14 protein-coding genes and 3 tRNA genes are annotated in these 13,327 nt (G+C 73.0%); 14 read left to right on the top strand and 3 right to left on the bottom strand.

Going from position 1 to position 13,327, the window contains the following annotated elements:
• Nucleotides 1–13 precede the first annotated feature (13 nt).
• The 5 genes from AB0H52_RS03770 to AB0H52_RS03750 all read left to right on the top strand — a co-directional run bounded on the left by AB0H52_RS03770 (nucleotide 14) and on the right by AB0H52_RS03750 (nucleotide 3,506).
• Nucleotides 14–874 (top strand): trypsin-like peptidase domain-containing protein, encoded by an 861-nt coding sequence (locus tag AB0H52_RS03770; protein WP_151492552.1) that lies wholly within the window; start codon nucleotides 14–16, stop codon nucleotides 872–874.
• A gap of 99 nt (nucleotides 875–973) precedes the next feature.
• Complete coding sequence (locus AB0H52_RS03765) at nucleotides 974–1,270, top strand: hypothetical protein (RefSeq protein ID WP_151492551.1); 297 nt, start codon at nucleotides 974–976, stop codon at nucleotides 1,268–1,270.
• A gap of 34 nt (nucleotides 1,271–1,304) precedes the next feature.
• Entirely contained in the window at nucleotides 1,305–1,730 is a 426-nt protein-coding gene (gene arfB, locus AB0H52_RS03760; RefSeq protein ID WP_121654221.1) for an alternative ribosome rescue aminoacyl-tRNA hydrolase ArfB, read from the top strand.
• A 110-nt stretch (nucleotides 1,731–1,840) separates the two neighbouring features.
• The gene (locus AB0H52_RS03755; protein WP_278123786.1) at nucleotides 1,841–2,839 is read left to right on the top strand and encodes an aldo/keto reductase; all 999 of its coding nucleotides are present in this window, start codon (nucleotides 1,841–1,843) and stop codon (nucleotides 2,837–2,839) included.
• 73 nt (nucleotides 2,840–2,912) lie between these two features.
• Nucleotides 2,913–3,506, top strand: coding sequence for a TetR family transcriptional regulator (locus tag AB0H52_RS03750; RefSeq protein WP_151492548.1), 594 nt, complete (start codon nucleotides 2,913–2,915; stop codon nucleotides 3,504–3,506).
• 48 nt (nucleotides 3,507–3,554) lie between these two features.
• Here AB0H52_RS03750 and AB0H52_RS03745 read toward each other — a convergent pair whose 3' ends face one another.
• A complete protein-coding gene (locus AB0H52_RS03745) occupies nucleotides 3,555–4,433 on the bottom strand; it encodes a 3-methyladenine DNA glycosylase (RefSeq protein WP_278123784.1) in 879 nt (292 codons plus the stop codon).
• Between the two features lie 34 nt (nucleotides 4,434–4,467).
• Nucleotides 4,468–5,895, bottom strand: coding sequence for a hypothetical protein (locus AB0H52_RS03740; RefSeq protein ID WP_151492545.1), 1,428 nt, complete (start codon nucleotides 5,893–5,895; stop codon nucleotides 4,468–4,470).
• A gap of 173 nt (nucleotides 5,896–6,068) precedes the next feature.
• On the opposite strand from AB0H52_RS03740, the gene AB0H52_RS03735 reads away from it, so the two are divergent.
• The 4 genes from AB0H52_RS03735 to AB0H52_RS03720 all read left to right on the top strand — a co-directional run bounded on the left by AB0H52_RS03735 (nucleotide 6,069) and on the right by AB0H52_RS03720 (nucleotide 7,484).
• The gene (locus AB0H52_RS03735) at nucleotides 6,069–6,872 is read left to right on the top strand and encodes a fumarylacetoacetate hydrolase family protein (RefSeq protein WP_151492543.1); all 804 of its coding nucleotides are present in this window, start codon (nucleotides 6,069–6,071) and stop codon (nucleotides 6,870–6,872) included.
• A gap of 108 nt (nucleotides 6,873–6,980) precedes the next feature.
• Nucleotides 6,981–7,052 (top strand) — tRNA-Gln (locus AB0H52_RS03730).
• Nucleotides 7,053–7,186: 134 nt separating this feature from the next.
• Nucleotides 7,187–7,259, top strand: a tRNA-Glu gene (locus AB0H52_RS03725).
• A gap of 152 nt (nucleotides 7,260–7,411) precedes the next feature.
• A tRNA-Glu gene (locus tag AB0H52_RS03720) sits at nucleotides 7,412–7,484 on the top strand.
• Nucleotides 7,485–7,652: 168 nt separating this feature from the next.
• On the opposite strand, the gene AB0H52_RS03715 is transcribed toward AB0H52_RS03720, so the two are convergent.
• Complete coding sequence (locus AB0H52_RS03715; RefSeq protein WP_007456408.1) at nucleotides 7,653–8,339, bottom strand: IclR family transcriptional regulator; 687 nt, start codon at nucleotides 8,337–8,339, stop codon at nucleotides 7,653–7,655.
• A gap of 49 nt (nucleotides 8,340–8,388) precedes the next feature.
• On the opposite strand from AB0H52_RS03715, the gene leuC reads away from it, so the two are divergent.
• From leuC to AB0H52_RS03690, 5 genes are all read left to right on the top strand, one after another.
• Nucleotides 8,389–9,831, top strand: coding sequence for a 3-isopropylmalate dehydratase large subunit (gene leuC, locus AB0H52_RS03710; RefSeq protein ID WP_357945037.1), 1,443 nt, complete (start codon nucleotides 8,389–8,391; stop codon nucleotides 9,829–9,831).
• Between the two features lie 15 nt (nucleotides 9,832–9,846).
• A complete protein-coding gene (gene leuD / locus AB0H52_RS03705; protein ID WP_151489795.1) occupies nucleotides 9,847–10,434 on the top strand; it encodes a 3-isopropylmalate dehydratase small subunit in 588 nt (195 codons plus the stop codon).
• 172 nt (nucleotides 10,435–10,606) lie between these two features.
• Nucleotides 10,607–11,254, top strand: coding sequence for an HU family DNA-binding protein (locus AB0H52_RS03700; RefSeq protein ID WP_192580256.1), 648 nt, complete (start codon nucleotides 10,607–10,609; stop codon nucleotides 11,252–11,254).
• A 140-nt stretch (nucleotides 11,255–11,394) separates the two neighbouring features.
• Nucleotides 11,395–12,627, top strand: a complete 1,233-nt coding sequence (locus AB0H52_RS03695) for a hypothetical protein (protein ID WP_357945033.1) — start codon at nucleotides 11,395–11,397, stop codon at nucleotides 12,625–12,627.
• Nucleotides 12,525–13,322 carry an endonuclease/exonuclease/phosphatase family protein gene (locus tag AB0H52_RS03690; protein ID WP_357945030.1) on the top strand — a complete coding sequence of 266 codons (798 nt, stop codon included), beginning with the start codon at nucleotides 12,525–12,527 and terminating at the stop codon, nucleotides 13,320–13,322. Before AB0H52_RS03695 ends, AB0H52_RS03690 begins: the two co-directional genes overlap by 103 nt.
• The last annotated feature ends 5 nt before the right edge of the window (nucleotides 13,323–13,327 follow it).

Genomic DNA, 13,327 nt, shown 5'->3' with positions numbered 1-13,327 from the left:
GTGAGGAGTACGCATGGCAGTGCAGACCGGACTGGGCGAACCGCGCGGTCCCTGGTTCATCTCGCCGGAACTCGACCCGGACGGGCGCGGGTGGTGGGACGCGCCCGGGGCCGGTCGGGATCCGGGCGGGCGGCGACCGCGCCGACTCCTCGCCGCGCTGGCGGTGGTGGCGCTGTCCGCCGTGTCGGGTGCCGTGGCCGGTGGCGTGGTGGCCGGCCGGGACGGCGGCGCTGGCCCGGCCGCCGCATCCGCGGCACCGGTGCCGGCGGAACTGGTCACCGCCGCCGAGCGGACCGTGCCCGGCGTGGTGTCGGTGCTCGCCGGTGGTGGGAACGGCGCCTCCGCCACGGGTTCCGGGTTCGCCGTGGACGACCAGCAACACCTCATCACCAACGACCACATCCTGGCCAAGGGCGGTGGCGGGCCGGTGACGGTGGAGCTGCCCGACGGCCGCCGGTTCGCCGCCCAGGTCGTCGGCCGGGAACCGCGCAGCGACCTGGCGGTGCTGAAGGTGCCACCGTCGGCCGGGCTCAGCCCGCTGCCGCTGGCCAAGCCGGGCGCCACCCGCGTCGGTGAGCCGGTGCTGGCGGTGGGTTCGCCGCTCGGCCTGTCCGGGACGGTCACCGCCGGCATCGTCAGCGCGTTGGACCGCGAGGTGCGGCTGGGCAACAACCGGCACAGCGCCGTGCAGACCGACGCGTCCATCAACCCCGGCAACTCGGGCGGCCCGCTGGTGAACGCGCGCGGTGAGGTGGTCGGGGTGAACACCGCGATCGCCACGATCGACGGCAACGGCTCGATCGGCATCGGTTTCGCCATTCCCATCGAGCAGGTGCAGCAGACCGCCGACACGATCATCGGCAAGGGCGGCTGAGCTGCCCGGACGCCCGATGGGGCGGGCGCGACTGTCGGATATCCGGCCCGGCGGTATCGGGCCATGGAAATATTACGCTCGGTGTGAATACTGGCGGAGGTGGAGAGTCCCCTTCTTGCGGTCCTCCTGCTGGTGGGCCTGGTCATCGGATGTGCGGTGGGGTCGGCGTACGCCCGGGCGCGACGCGGGTGGGCCGATTACCAGACGGTGAAGAAGACGGTGCCCACGGCACGCCGTGGCGCCTGGTTGCTGATCCGTGGCGTCGCCGTGAAGGCGGCGGTGATCGGGCTGCTGCTCTTCGGTGCCGTGGCGTACGCCGCGGTGGGCGCCGACGACGAGACCGCCGGCCCGGCGCCCAGCCCGTCGACGACGCAGAGTGAGTCTGCGCACCGCTGACCTCCGGCGGGTCGTGGGGCGTTAGCCTCGGGGCGTGGACGACGGACTGCGGGTGACCGACCGGTGGGTCGTCCCCGCCGGCGAGCTGCGGGAGCGTTTCTCCCGCTCGTCCGGGCCGGGTGGGCAGGGTGTGAACACCGCCGACTCCCGGGTCGAGCTGAGCTACGACCTCGCCAACTCTCCGGCCGTGCCGGAGTCGGTCCGGTCACGGGCGCTGGCCCGACTGGCGAACCGTCTGGTGGACGGTGTGTTGACGATCGCTGCCAGCGAGCACCGGGCGCAGCTGGCCAACCGGGAGGCGGCCCGGGAGCGGATGGCCGCGCTGTTGCGGGAGGCCGCCGCGCCGCCACCGCCGCCTCGTCGGGCCACCCGCCCGTCGCGGGGCGCGAAGGAGCGCCGGCTGGCCGAGAAGAAGCGCCAGTCCCAGCGCAAGCGCGACCGTCGCGTCGACGGCGAGTAGCTCAATCGGTGCTCGGGCGGGGAGATCGCCATCTCACCGATGACAGAATCTGGAATCTGTCAGCCGAAGGATGTACGGTGAGTGGGTCACCCCAGGTGAGAGGAAGACCCATGGACATCCGCACCCTCGGCACGACCGGTCCCGCCGTCTCCGCGCTCGGGCTCGGCCTGATGGGCATGTCCGACCTCTACGGCGCCGCCGACGAGGCCGAGAGCATCGCCACCATCCACGCCGCCCTGGACGCCGGCATCACCCTGCTGGACACCGGCGACTTCTACGGCATGGGCCACAACGAGCTGCTGCTGCGCGACGCGCTCCGCGGCCGGGACCGGGACCGGGCCCTGATCAGCGTCAAGTTCGGCGCGCTGCGCGACGTCGACGGCGGGTGGAACGGCAACGACGTCCGACCCGTCGCGATCAAGAACTTCCTGGCGTACACCCTGCGTCGGCTCGGCACCGACCACGTCGACATCTACCGCCCCGCCCGCATCACCCCGGACGTCCCGGTGGAGGAGGTGGTGGGCACCCTGGCCGAGCTGGTCAAGGCCGGTCACGTCCGGCACATCGGCCTGTCCGAGGTGAACGCGGAGACGCTGCGCCGGGCACACGCGGTGCACCCGATCAGCGACCTCCAGATCGAATACTCGCTGATCTCCCGCGACCCGGAGGCCGAGATCCTGCCGACGGCCCGCGAGCTGGGCGTCGGGATCACCGCGTACGGGGTGCTCTCCCGCGGCCTGATCAGCGGCCACTGGACGCCCGGTCGGCAGACCGCGGGCACCGACTTCCGCAGCCACCTGCCCCGGTTCGCCGGCGCGAACCTGGACCGCAACCTCGCCCTGGTGGACGCGCTGCGCGCCATCGCCGAGGCGCGCGGCGTCACCGTGGCACAGATCGCCATCGCCTGGGTGCTCTCCCGCGGCGCGACCATCGTGCCGCTGATCGGCGCCCGCACCCGGGAGCGGCTCACCGAGGCGCTGGGCGCCTCGACGGTCACCCTGACCGAGGCGGACCTGGCCGCCATCGAGGCCGCCGTCCCCGTCGGTGCGGCTGCCGGCACCCGATACGACGAGGCGCACATGGCGCACCTGGACAGCGAGCGCGCATGACCACCCGGCCGGGGCACGACCACCGGCCGGGGGTCGTGCCACGGCCGTCCCGGCGGTCAGGGAGGCTGGGCTCATGAGCGACGCCACCGCGCTGACCGCCGACCGCATCCTCGACACCGCCGAGGAGGTGCTGCGCCGGTACGGGCCGGCCAAGGCCACCGTCCTGGACGTCGCCCGCGCGTTGGGCGTCAGCCACGGCAGCGTCTACCGGCACTTCGCCAGCAAGGCCGCGCTCCGCGAGGCGGTGGCCGAACGCTGGCTGGCCCGGGTCTCCACACCGCTGATCGAGGTGGCCACCAGCCCCGACGCCGCCCCGCAGCGGCTGCGTCGGTGGCTGGCCGAGCTGAGCGGCACCAAACGGAGGATGGCCCGGGAGGACCCGGAGCTGTTCGACAACTTCCACCAGCTCGCCACGCTCTCCGAGGGTGCGGTCGCGAACCACCTGGAGGTGCTCGCCGGTCAGCTCAGCATGATCGTCGCGGACGGGGTGGCGGCCGGTGACTTCGCCGTGCCCGACGCGGCGGTGGCCGGGCGGGCGCTGTTGCAGGCCACCGCTCGCTTCCACCATCCGTCGCACCGCAGCGAGTGGAGCGAACCCGGCCTCGACGACGATCTGGAGGCCGTGGTCGCGCTGCTCCTCGACGGGTTGCGGTCCCGCACCGCCTAGGCGCCGGCCACCCGTCGCAGCCCGGACCGGAGCCCGATCGCGACGGCTCTACGCCGGCAGGAGTCGTTCGCACTCCGCGATCAGGCGCGCTCGCAGGGGTTCGGCGCGTTCCGCGAAGGACCGCTGGGCCTGGACGTACTCGTGCCTGCCGTCGACGGTCTCCACCCGGACCGGCGGGTAGCCGAGGCCGGACAGGTCGTACGGGCTGGCCCGCATGTCCAGCGTGCGGATGTCCCGGGCCAGCTCGAAGCAGTCCGCGACCAGCTCGGACGGCACCAGCGGGGACATCTTGTACGCCCACTTGTAGAGATCCATGTTGGCGTGCAGACAGCCCGGCTGCTCGTGCGCGTGCTGCGTCTCCCGGGTCGGGGTGAGCAGGTTCAACGGCCGGGCCGGCGGAGTGAAGAACCGGTACGCGTCGAAGTGGCTGCACCGCACGCCCCGCTCCTCGACGATCGCGGCGGTCCGCTCCGGGGTCAGTCGCAGCGGCCACGCGTTGTGTCGCAGCTCCTCGCGGGTCTGCCGGTAGACCATCGCCCACTCGTGCATCCCGAAGCAGCCGAAGTGCGGCGTCCGCCCGGCGGTGGCCGACAGCAGGCCGCGGATCCAGGCGATCGACTCACCGCGCCGCGCGCGTACCCCATCGGTGTCGACGGTGACCCCGGCGGCGGTGGCGCGGTAGTCCCGGCCGAACTCGGCCGGATCGGCATCGTGCAGCTCGACCCCCGCGCCCGGATGCCACCGGCGCAGCTGGGCCGGGCGGTGCGAATAGTAGGTGAACAGGAAGTCGGCCACCGGATGCCGCTCACCCCGCCGACGGCGGGCCAGGTGTGGGGTCAGCCACACGTCGACCCGCTGCTCGTGGGCCCGGCGGCGGGCCTGCCAGGCCGCCACGTCGAGCACGGCGGGGGAGAGGGCGGCGGTCACGGACCCCAGGGTACGACCGCTGCCCACCCGCCGGTCAGGGCATGTCCACCCGCACGCCGGCGGAGAACACCCCGCTGCGCAGCTCCAGCTGCCGGGGCGGGTCGCGCCCGTCGACGGTGAAGACCAGCGGCAGCACCACCCTGCTGCCGGCGGCCACCGGATCGGCGAAGACGTCCCGACCCAGGTTCGCCGACCGGGTGGCCGACTCGTCGGTGCTCACCCAGCGCCCGCCCGGCAGGTAGGCCCGTTGCAGCTGGCCGTGCCAGGGCTGCTGGGCACCGGTGATGTTGCGCACCCCCACGGTGGCCTGACAACGCTGACCGGACGCGGGAGCCGCACCGCCGCCGTCGGCCGACCGGGCCGTGCCGGGCGCGCCGCAGGACATCCGGTACACGGTGAACTCGAACGCCGACTCCCGCAGCGGCACCCCCATCGGCCCGGAGACACCCGTGCCCCGCCACGCGCCGCTGGTCGGCTGCTTCTGGGTGTCGATCGCCGCGACCCGCCGGGTCGCCGTCCAGCCCGCCGTGCCGACCACACCGGCCAGCACCGCCACGGCCGCACCGACCAGCAACCAGACCGGCGGGGTACGCCGACGCCTCGGCGGGGTCGGGGTGGCCGGGCGCGGGTAGATCGTCCCGCGTCCGCCGTCAGATCCCGCACCACCGGCCAGGGCTGCGGCGGTCAGCCTGCGCCGCCCGCGGCGCCACCGCCACAACCCGACCGCGCCGGCGGCGATCAGCAGCAGGACGGCCAGCCCGGCGAGCAGCACCGGGTACCGCCGCCACGCCGGCGCCTCGGAGACCTCGGCCGGGGCCGCGGCGCCGTGCCAGGTGGCGGTGGCGCAGTCGTACGGGCGGCTGCCGTCGCTGGTGAACGCGCAGGCCGGCGCGGTGAGTGGTTGGCCGGGCGCGGTCGCGGCGAGCGCGGTGCCCAACGTCGTGCTGCTGTGCGCGGGCAGCCGCAACCGCCAGGTCACCTCGTTGGCGGAGCCGCCCCCGGTGGGCCGACCGCCGGCCGTGATCGCGGTGGCCGAGGCGCCGGGCGGCAGCTCCTGGCGGACGGTCGTGTCGATGGGTGAGTTACCCACGTTGCGGACGTGGATCCGGTATCTCGGCGCCGGACTGCTCTCCGGGGCGACCGCCACCGTGACCGGCTGCGGGAGCCTCGCCGCCGGCGTGGGCGAGGGCGGTGCCACCGCCGGCGGCGCCGAGGGTGGGGTGGGTTCCGCGCTCGCCCGTGCGGCCACCGCCACCGGTGACGCAGCGCCGGGGACCGGTGGCGTGGCCGCTGCCGGTGGTCGTGGCGTGGCCGCCGCCGGTCGTGGCGTGGCCGCCGGTGGTCGTGGTGCGGCTGCCGCCTCCTCCGGTGCCGCCGATGGCAGCGCCGGCAGTGCGGCGAGGATGCCGAGGCAGTGCACGAACACTGCGAGGGCTCTGTGGTGTCGTGTCGATGCAGGCATACGAACGAACCTCCGGAGCCGACGCTAGGGGCGCGTCACCTCCGTGCGGGTACGAAGTGCGGAAGTCGGCCCCGGTCGCCACCGCCTCGGGTAGGGTGCGCGCCCTGACGGGTTGCGCACACCCGGCGGCCCGTCCTGGCCGCTGAGCGGGTCGGCGGGGCTAGATTGGCCGGGTGCGTATCGCTCGTTTCGCTCATGCCAAGGGAATGTCGTTCGGTGCCGTCGAAGGCGAGCCGGAGGCCGGGCCGCAGGGCCTGACCATCGCCGAGATCGAGGGCCACCCGTTCGGCAATCTCTCCTTCAGCGGGGCCCGCTGGGCCCTCTCCGACGTCCGGCTGCTCTCGCCGATCCTGCCCAGCAAGGTGGTCTGCGTCGGTCGCAACTACGCCGACCACGCCGCCGAGCTCGGCAACGAGGTGCCCAAGGAGCCGTTGCTCTTCCTCAAGCCGTCCACCTCGGTGATCGGCCCCCGGGACGCCATCCGGCTGCCGATCTTCTCCAAGCAGGTCGAGCACGAGGCGGAGTTGGCGGTCGTGATCGGCGCGCCCGGCGCGCGCCGCGCCGACCGGGCCGCCGCCGAACGCGCCATCTTCGGCTACACCTGCGCCAACGACGTCACCGCTCGGGATCTCCAACGGTCCGACGGGCAGTGGACCCGGGCCAAGGGCTTCGACTCGTTCTGCCCGATCGGCCCGTGGATCACCACCGGGCTGGACGTCTCCGATCTGGAGATCCGCTGTGAGGTGGGTCGCAACCCGGAGGAGATGGAGGTACGCCAGCTCGGCCGGACGAAGGACATGGTCTTCGACGTGCCGGGTCTGGTGTCGTACATCTCGCACGTGATGACGCTGCTGCCCGGCGACGTGGTGCTCACCGGCACGCCAGCGGGGGTTAGCCCACTTGTTGAGGGGGATACGGTCACCGTGCGGATCGAGGGCATCGGGGAGCTCAGCAACCCGGTGGTCCCCGTCGCCTGATCCGTCGGATGCCCCTGTTTCCGCAGCTCAAGGGCGGTTCGGGGGGATCGGATTTGGCCTGTCGGCACCGGGAGGGTAAAGTTCACTCCCGGCGCCGCAAGGGGCCGATGGGGTATGGGGTAATTGGCAGCCCGACTGATTCTGGTTCAGTTAGTCTAGGTTCGAGTCCTGGTACCCCAGCGCAGCTGGAATTCGCGAGAATTCCGGACGCTGGATTCTGACGGAGTTCGACTCCGCCCCTCCGGGGGTGGAGAGCGGTCTCTGGTAGAGTGCAGCTCCTCCGCCCGCAAGGGTGGGGGAGCAGAAGTGGTTCTGGCCCCGTCGTCTAGCGGCCCAGGACGCCGCCCTCTCAAGGCGGTAGCGCCGGTTCGAATCCGGTCGGGGCTACATCGTGCACGGCCCGTCTCACCGGGTGAGGCGGGCTGTTTCGTGTCCGGGATCCGGCCCCCTGTGCGGCCCGCACCCCGTGCAAAGCACCCGACGATGGTGCCGCTAGACTACAGCGGCACCGCTCGTGAGGGCGGTGAACAGGAAGTTCTGGCCCCGTCGTCTAGCGGCCCAGGACGCCGCCCTCTCAAGGCGGTAGCGCCGGTTCGAATCCGGTCGGGGCTACAAACCAAAGGCTCACCTCGCTCCGCGAGGTGAGCCTTTCCCGTCCCATCCCCCGCCGACCCTCGGTGATCATGAGGTTAGCGGGCGCGACACTCCGTCGCTCGTCACGCTAACCCCATGATCACCGAGGGCCAGGGTGGGTCGGGGTCAGGGTGGGCAGGGTGGGGGTTAGAGGCCGGAGAGGCGTTGGCCGGCTCTTACCACCGCCATGGCGTGGCGTTCGCCGGGGCGGCGGCCCAGGCGTTCGATGGGGCCGGAGATGCTCACCGAGGCGATGACTCTGCCGGTGCGGTCGCGGATCGGAGCGGAGACGCTCGCCACACCGGCCTCTCGTTCGGCGACGCTCTGCGCCCAGCCCCGGCGGCGGACCTCGGCCAACGTGCGGCCGGTGAACTTGCTGCGCGGCAGCAGGGGCATGACCGCCTCCGGCGGCTCCCAGGCCAGCAGGATCTGGGCCGCGGAACCGGCGGTCATGGGCAGCACCGAGCCGACCGGGACGGTGTCCCGCAGGCCGCTGGCGCGTTCCGCCGCCGCCACGCAGATGCGCTCGTCGGCGCGGCGCAGGTAGAGCTGGGCGCTCTCCCCGGTGGCGTCGCGCAGCGCGGCGAGCAGCGGCTCGGCGGCGGTCAGCAGGACGTCCGGGGCGGCGTTGGCCAGCTCGCCGAGCCGGGGGCCGGGGCGCCATCGGCCCTGGGTGTCCCGGACCAGCATCCGGTGGATCTCCAGTGCCTGCGCGAGCCGGTGCGCGGTGGCCCGGGGCAGCTTCGTGCGCTCAACGAGTTCGGCCAGGCTGGCGCCGTCGACGCAGGCGGCCAGGATGACCACCGCCTTGTCGAGAACGCCGACACCGCTCATACTGTGTCCCACAAGCCGAAACTTACCTCCCAGAATTTAGGATGTCCAGATGGTGGGAGTCACTCAACCGAGGACCCTGGCCGAGAAGGTCTGGGACGCGCACGTCGTACGGTCCGCCGCCGGTGAGCCGGACCTGCTCTTCATCGACCTGCACCTGCTGCACGAGGTGACCAGCCCGCAGGCGTTCGACGGGCTGCGGCTCGCCGGGCGCCGAGTGCGCCGGACCGACCTGACCCTCGCGACCGAGGACCACAACACCCCGACCGGGTACGACGACCCGGCGTTCCGCCTCCGCCGTGGTGACCTGCTCACCATCGCGGACCCCACGTCCCGGACGCAGATCGAGACGTTGCGCCGCAACTGCGCCGAGTTCGGCGTGCGGCTGCACCCGCTCGGTGACGACAACCAGGGCATCGTGCACGTGATCGGCCCGCAGCTCGGGCTCACCCAGCCCGGCATGACGATCGTCTGCGGCGACTCGCACACCGCCACCCACGGCGCGTTCGGCGCGCTCGCCTTCGGCATCGGCACCAGCGAGGTGGAGCACGTGCTGGCCACCCAGACGCTGCCGCAGAGCCGGCCGAAGACCATGGCCGTGACCGTCACCGGCCAGCTCGCCCCCGGCGTCACCGCCAAGGATCTGGTGCTCGCGCTGATCGCGCAGGTCGGCACCGGCGGCGGTCGCGGACACATCGTCGAGTACCGCGGCGAGGCGATCCGCGCCCTCTCCATGGAGGGGCGGATGACGATCGCCAACATGTCCATCGAGTGGGGCGCCAAGGCCGGCATGATCGCGCCGGACGAGACCACCTTCGCGTACCTCAAGGGTCGGCCGAACGCGCCGCGGGGCGCGGACTGGGACGCGGCGCTCGCGTGGTGGCGGACGCTGCCCACCGACGAGGGCGCGCGCTTCGACGCCGAGGTGACCCTGGACGCCAGCCGGATCACGCCGTTCGTCACCTGGGGCACCAACCCGGGGCAGGGTGCGCCGCTGAGCGCGCCGGTGCCCGACCCGGAGGAGTTCACCACCGACTCGGAGCGCACCGCGGCCCGCCGCGCACTGGAGTACATGGATCTGCGCCCCGGCACGCCGCTGCGGGAGCTGCCCATCGACGTGGTCTTCGTGGGCTCCTGCACCAACGGGCGACTGGAGGACCTGCGGGCCGCCGCCGATGTGCTGCGGGGCCACCGGGTCGCCGACGGGGTCCGGATGCTCGTGGTGCCCGGCTCCGCCGCCGTACGTGAGGCGGCCGAGGCCGAGGGACTGGACAAGGTCTTCGCCGACGCGGGCGCCGAGTGGCGGTTCGCCGGCTGCTCCATGTGTCTGGGCATGAACCCCGACACGCTCAAGCCGGGCGAGCGTTCCGCCTCCACCTCCAACCGCAACTTCGAGGGCCGGCAGGGCCGGGGCGGGCGTACCCATCTGGTCTCCCCGCCGGTCGCCGCCGCCACCGCCGTGGTCGGCCGGCTGGCCGCCCCCGCCGACCTGTAGAAGGGACTCCAGGAGATGGACAGGTTCACCACCCACACCGGTACGGCCGTGCCACTGCGGCGATCCAACGTGGACACCGACCAGATCATCCCGGCCGTGTACCTCAAGAGGGTGACCCGGACCGGTTTCGCTGACGGGCTCTTCAGCGCGTGGCGGGAAGACCCGGCATTCGTGCTCAACGATGAATCCTATTCCGGGGCGTCGATCCTCATCGCCGGCCCGGAGTTCGGCACCGGCTCATCTCGGGAGCACGCCGTCTGGGCACTGCGGGACTGGGGCTTCCGTGCCGTCGTGGCTCCCCGCTTCGGCGACATCTTCCGCGGCAACGCCCTCAAGGAAGGTCTGCTGCCGGTCGAGTTGGAATTGAAAGCCGTCGAGGAGTTGTGGGACCTCGTGGAGGCCGATCCGACCACCCCGGTGACCGTCGACCTGACCGCCCGTCAGCTCCGGGCGGGCGACGCGAACTGGTCCTTCCCGCTGGACGACTTCAGCCGCTGGCGGCTGCTGGAGGGCCTGGACGACATTGGACTCACCCTCCGCAACGCCGCCGACATCGACTCGTACGAGGCGCGTCGACTGCCGTTCCTGCCCTCGGTGGCATAGCCGTACGTCCGACCGCACAGCCGATTTCACCCCTACCGGCCCGACCGGTAGGGGTGAATCCGTTACGACACAAGGGCTTTTTTCCACCGAATGTTTGTGTCCCGGCAGCACAGGGCATACCGTGCGCGCAGAATGGCTCGCGTCGAGTCAGTTGCACAATCGGGAGGAAGTCGTGAACAAGGCCGAGCTCATCGAGGCGCTCGCTGTTCGCCTGGGGGACCGGAAGATGGCGACGGCCGCGCTCGACGCGGTCCTCACCGAGGTCCAGGCGGCGGTCACCAAGGGCGAGAAGGTGGCGATCACCGGATTCGGAGCATTCGAAAAGCGTGTGCGTGGCGCGCGAACAGCGCGCAACCCGCGTACCGGCGAGGCGGTGAAGGTCAAGAAGACGTCCGTGCCGACCTTCCGCCCCGGCGCCGGCTTCAAGGAGATGGTGGCCAGCGGCAAGGTGCCGAAGGCCACGGCGGCGGTGAAGAAGACCGCCACCGCGACGGCCAAGACCACCGGCACGAAGGCGGCCGGCACGAAGGCCACCACCGCCAAGGCGGCCAGCAAGAAGACCGCCCCGGCCAAGGCGAGCAAGAGCACGACGGCGACCAAGACGGCCGCCAGCAAGAAGACCGCCCCGGCCAAGGCGAGCAAGAGCACGACGGCGACCAAGACGGCCGCCAGCAAGAAGACCACGGCGGCGAAGAAGACCACCGCGGCGACCAAGTCCACCACGGCGAAGAAGACCACCGCGGCGGCGAGCAAGAGCACGGCGGCCAAGAAGGCGCCCGCGAAGAAGGCTCCGGCCAAGAAGGCGGCCAGCAAGCGCTGACCAACCCTGTCGAAAGGGCGTCCACCCGTGCGGTGGGCGCCCTTTCGGCGTACCGGAACCGTTGACCGGGTCGGTCCGCGCGCGCAGAATCGCCGTGCCGGTCCCCCTCCGCCGGCCCGCCGACGGGAAATGGGGCGCCGGTGCGCTACCGCCAACTCGCCAGCGCGTCGCTCGCGCTGGGCGTACTCCTGCTCATCGACGTGCTGCGGGTATGGCTGCCCGGCATCATCACCATCTTCGGTCAGGCGGCGTCTACGCCCGCCGAGCTGATGGGCGCCTTCGCCCTCGGCTGGTTCGTCCTCGCGCTGGGAGCACCGGCGGTGGTCCGCCGGGTGGGCGCCCGTCCGGTCACCGTCGCCGCGGCCGTCGTGCTGGCCGGTGCCCGCCTCGCCCTCACCGCCACTCCCGGCGGACGTGCGCAGCTCTGGTTGGCCACTGCCGGCCTGCTGGCCGGGCTGGTGTGGCTGGTCGGTGTCGCCGCCGGCACCGACCGGCCGGTGCCGGGCCTGGCGCTGGGCCTGGCGGTCAACGCGGCCGTACACGCGGTGCTCGACACCGTCGACCTGGTCTGGCGGGGCGACTGGGTGGCCTGGCTGCTCAGCGCCGTCGCGGTGACGCTGTTCCTGCTCGCTACGACGGTGCCCGCCCCGCCGGCCAGCCGCAGCGGGGCGGGGGCCTGGCTGTTGGCCGGGCCGGCGTTGCTGCTGGCCGGCATGGTGGCGCTCGCGCCGGCGCTGGCCCAGACCGGGATGTCGTACCTGGTCGGCGGCGGCGGCGTGGCCCGCTCTCCGCTGTTCGGGATGGCACCGGTGCCGGTCGCCGTCGCCGGATTCCTGCTCGCCGCGTTGACCGCGCCACCCCGCCGGTGGGGTCGGGTGCTCGGCCCGGTGGCGATGCTGGCCGGCGCGGTGCTCTTCGCCCTCGACCGGGGTGACCTGCTGCTCCCGGCCGTCGGTCTGGCGGCCGTCGGTCTCGGTGCCTGCCTGGCCCTGACCGACGACGCCGGCGCCACGGGCACCAAGCCCGCGGGCGCGGCCGGCAGCGCCGACGTCGCGGGCACGGCCGCCGACGAGGCGGGCGGCGCGCGGTGGGCGGCCCGTCGGGGGTACGCGGCCGCCGCCGGGATGCTCGTCTTCGCGCTCGGAGCGGTCCCGCCTACGACCTCGGTTACCCCAACGCGGCGGTGCCGGTGCTGGTCGCCGCTCTGGTGGCCGTGGTGGCGTTCATTGCCCGCCCCGCCGTACCCCGGGTCGCCGGGCCGTTTTCGCCGTTGCGGGTCACCGCGTCGGTCACCGCGCTGGCCCTGCTGGCGCCGCTGCTCGCCGACGAACTGCCGGTGGCCAGCAACCGGGACGGCCCGCCGCAGCGGCTGACCGTGGTGGCGTACAACATCCGGATGGGTTTCGGGCTGGACGGCCGCTTCGACCTGGCCGGGCTGACCGGCGCGATCGAGCGGCAGCGGCCCGACGTGGTGCTGCTCAGCGAGGTGGACCGGGCCTGGCTGCTCAACGGCGGCCACGACACCCTGGACCTGCTGTCCGATCGGCTGGGCATGCCGTACGTCTTCGGGCCGGCTGCGGACCCGGTCTGGGGCGATGCGGTGCTCAGCCGGTGGCCGGTGCGCGATCCGCGGACGCTGCCGCTGGCCGCCGTCGGCGCGCCCACCGGAGCGCAGGCCCTCGCCGTCACCCTGGACCTCGGTGACGGCGTCCGTACCGCCGTGGTCAGCACCCACCTGCAACCGCCGCCCGGCCGGGGCCCGGTGGTCCAGGCCCGCGCGGTCGCCGACTTCGCCATCGGGTACGCCGACGGCCGGCCGCTGGTGGTGGCCGGTGACCTGAACACGCAGCCGGGCGACGAGGCGTTCGCCAAGTTCACCGGCGTCGGCCTGATCGACGCGTTGGCGGCGGCCCGACCGTTGGCGACGAGTCCCGCCGACGACCCGCGGGAGCAGATCGACCACGTGTTCGTCTCGCCCGGCCTGAGCGCGACCGGCCCGGTCGCGCCGCGCGGCACGGCCAGCGACCACCTGCCGGTCGCGGTGACCCTCACCCTGCCACCGCGCTGAGGTCG

This window comes from Micromonospora sp. NPDC050695 (genome assembly GCF_040654415.1).
GTDB lineage: Bacteria > Actinomycetota > Actinomycetes > Mycobacteriales > Micromonosporaceae > Micromonospora.
Note: the sequence above shows the minus strand (reverse complement) of the source record. Positions and strands in the feature narration are given on the sequence as shown.

Bases quoted from the DNA above. Each gene is read 5' to 3' on its own strand.
- leuD (WP_151489795.1), top strand. From the start codon at position 9,847: ATGGACAGGTTCACCACCCACACCGGTACGGCCGTGCCACTGCGGCGA.
- AB0H52_RS03715 (WP_007456408.1), bottom strand. From the start codon at position 8,339: ATGAGCGGTGTCGGCGTTCTCGACAAGGCGGTGGTCATCCTGGCCGCC.
- leuC (WP_357945037.1), top strand. From the start codon at position 8,389: ATGGTGGGAGTCACTCAACCGAGGACCCTGGCCGAGAAGGTCTGGGAC.
- AB0H52_RS03750 (WP_151492548.1), top strand. From the start codon at position 2,913: ATGAGCGACGCCACCGCGCTGACCGCCGACCGCATCCTCGACACCGCC.
- AB0H52_RS03755 (WP_278123786.1), top strand. From the start codon at position 1,841: ATGGACATCCGCACCCTCGGCACGACCGGTCCCGCCGTCTCCGCGCTC.
- AB0H52_RS03740 (WP_151492545.1), bottom strand. From the start codon at position 5,895: ATGCCTGCATCGACACGACACCACAGAGCCCTCGCAGTGTTCGTGCAC.
- AB0H52_RS03770 (WP_151492552.1), top strand. From the start codon at position 14: ATGGCAGTGCAGACCGGACTGGGCGAACCGCGCGGTCCCTGGTTCATC.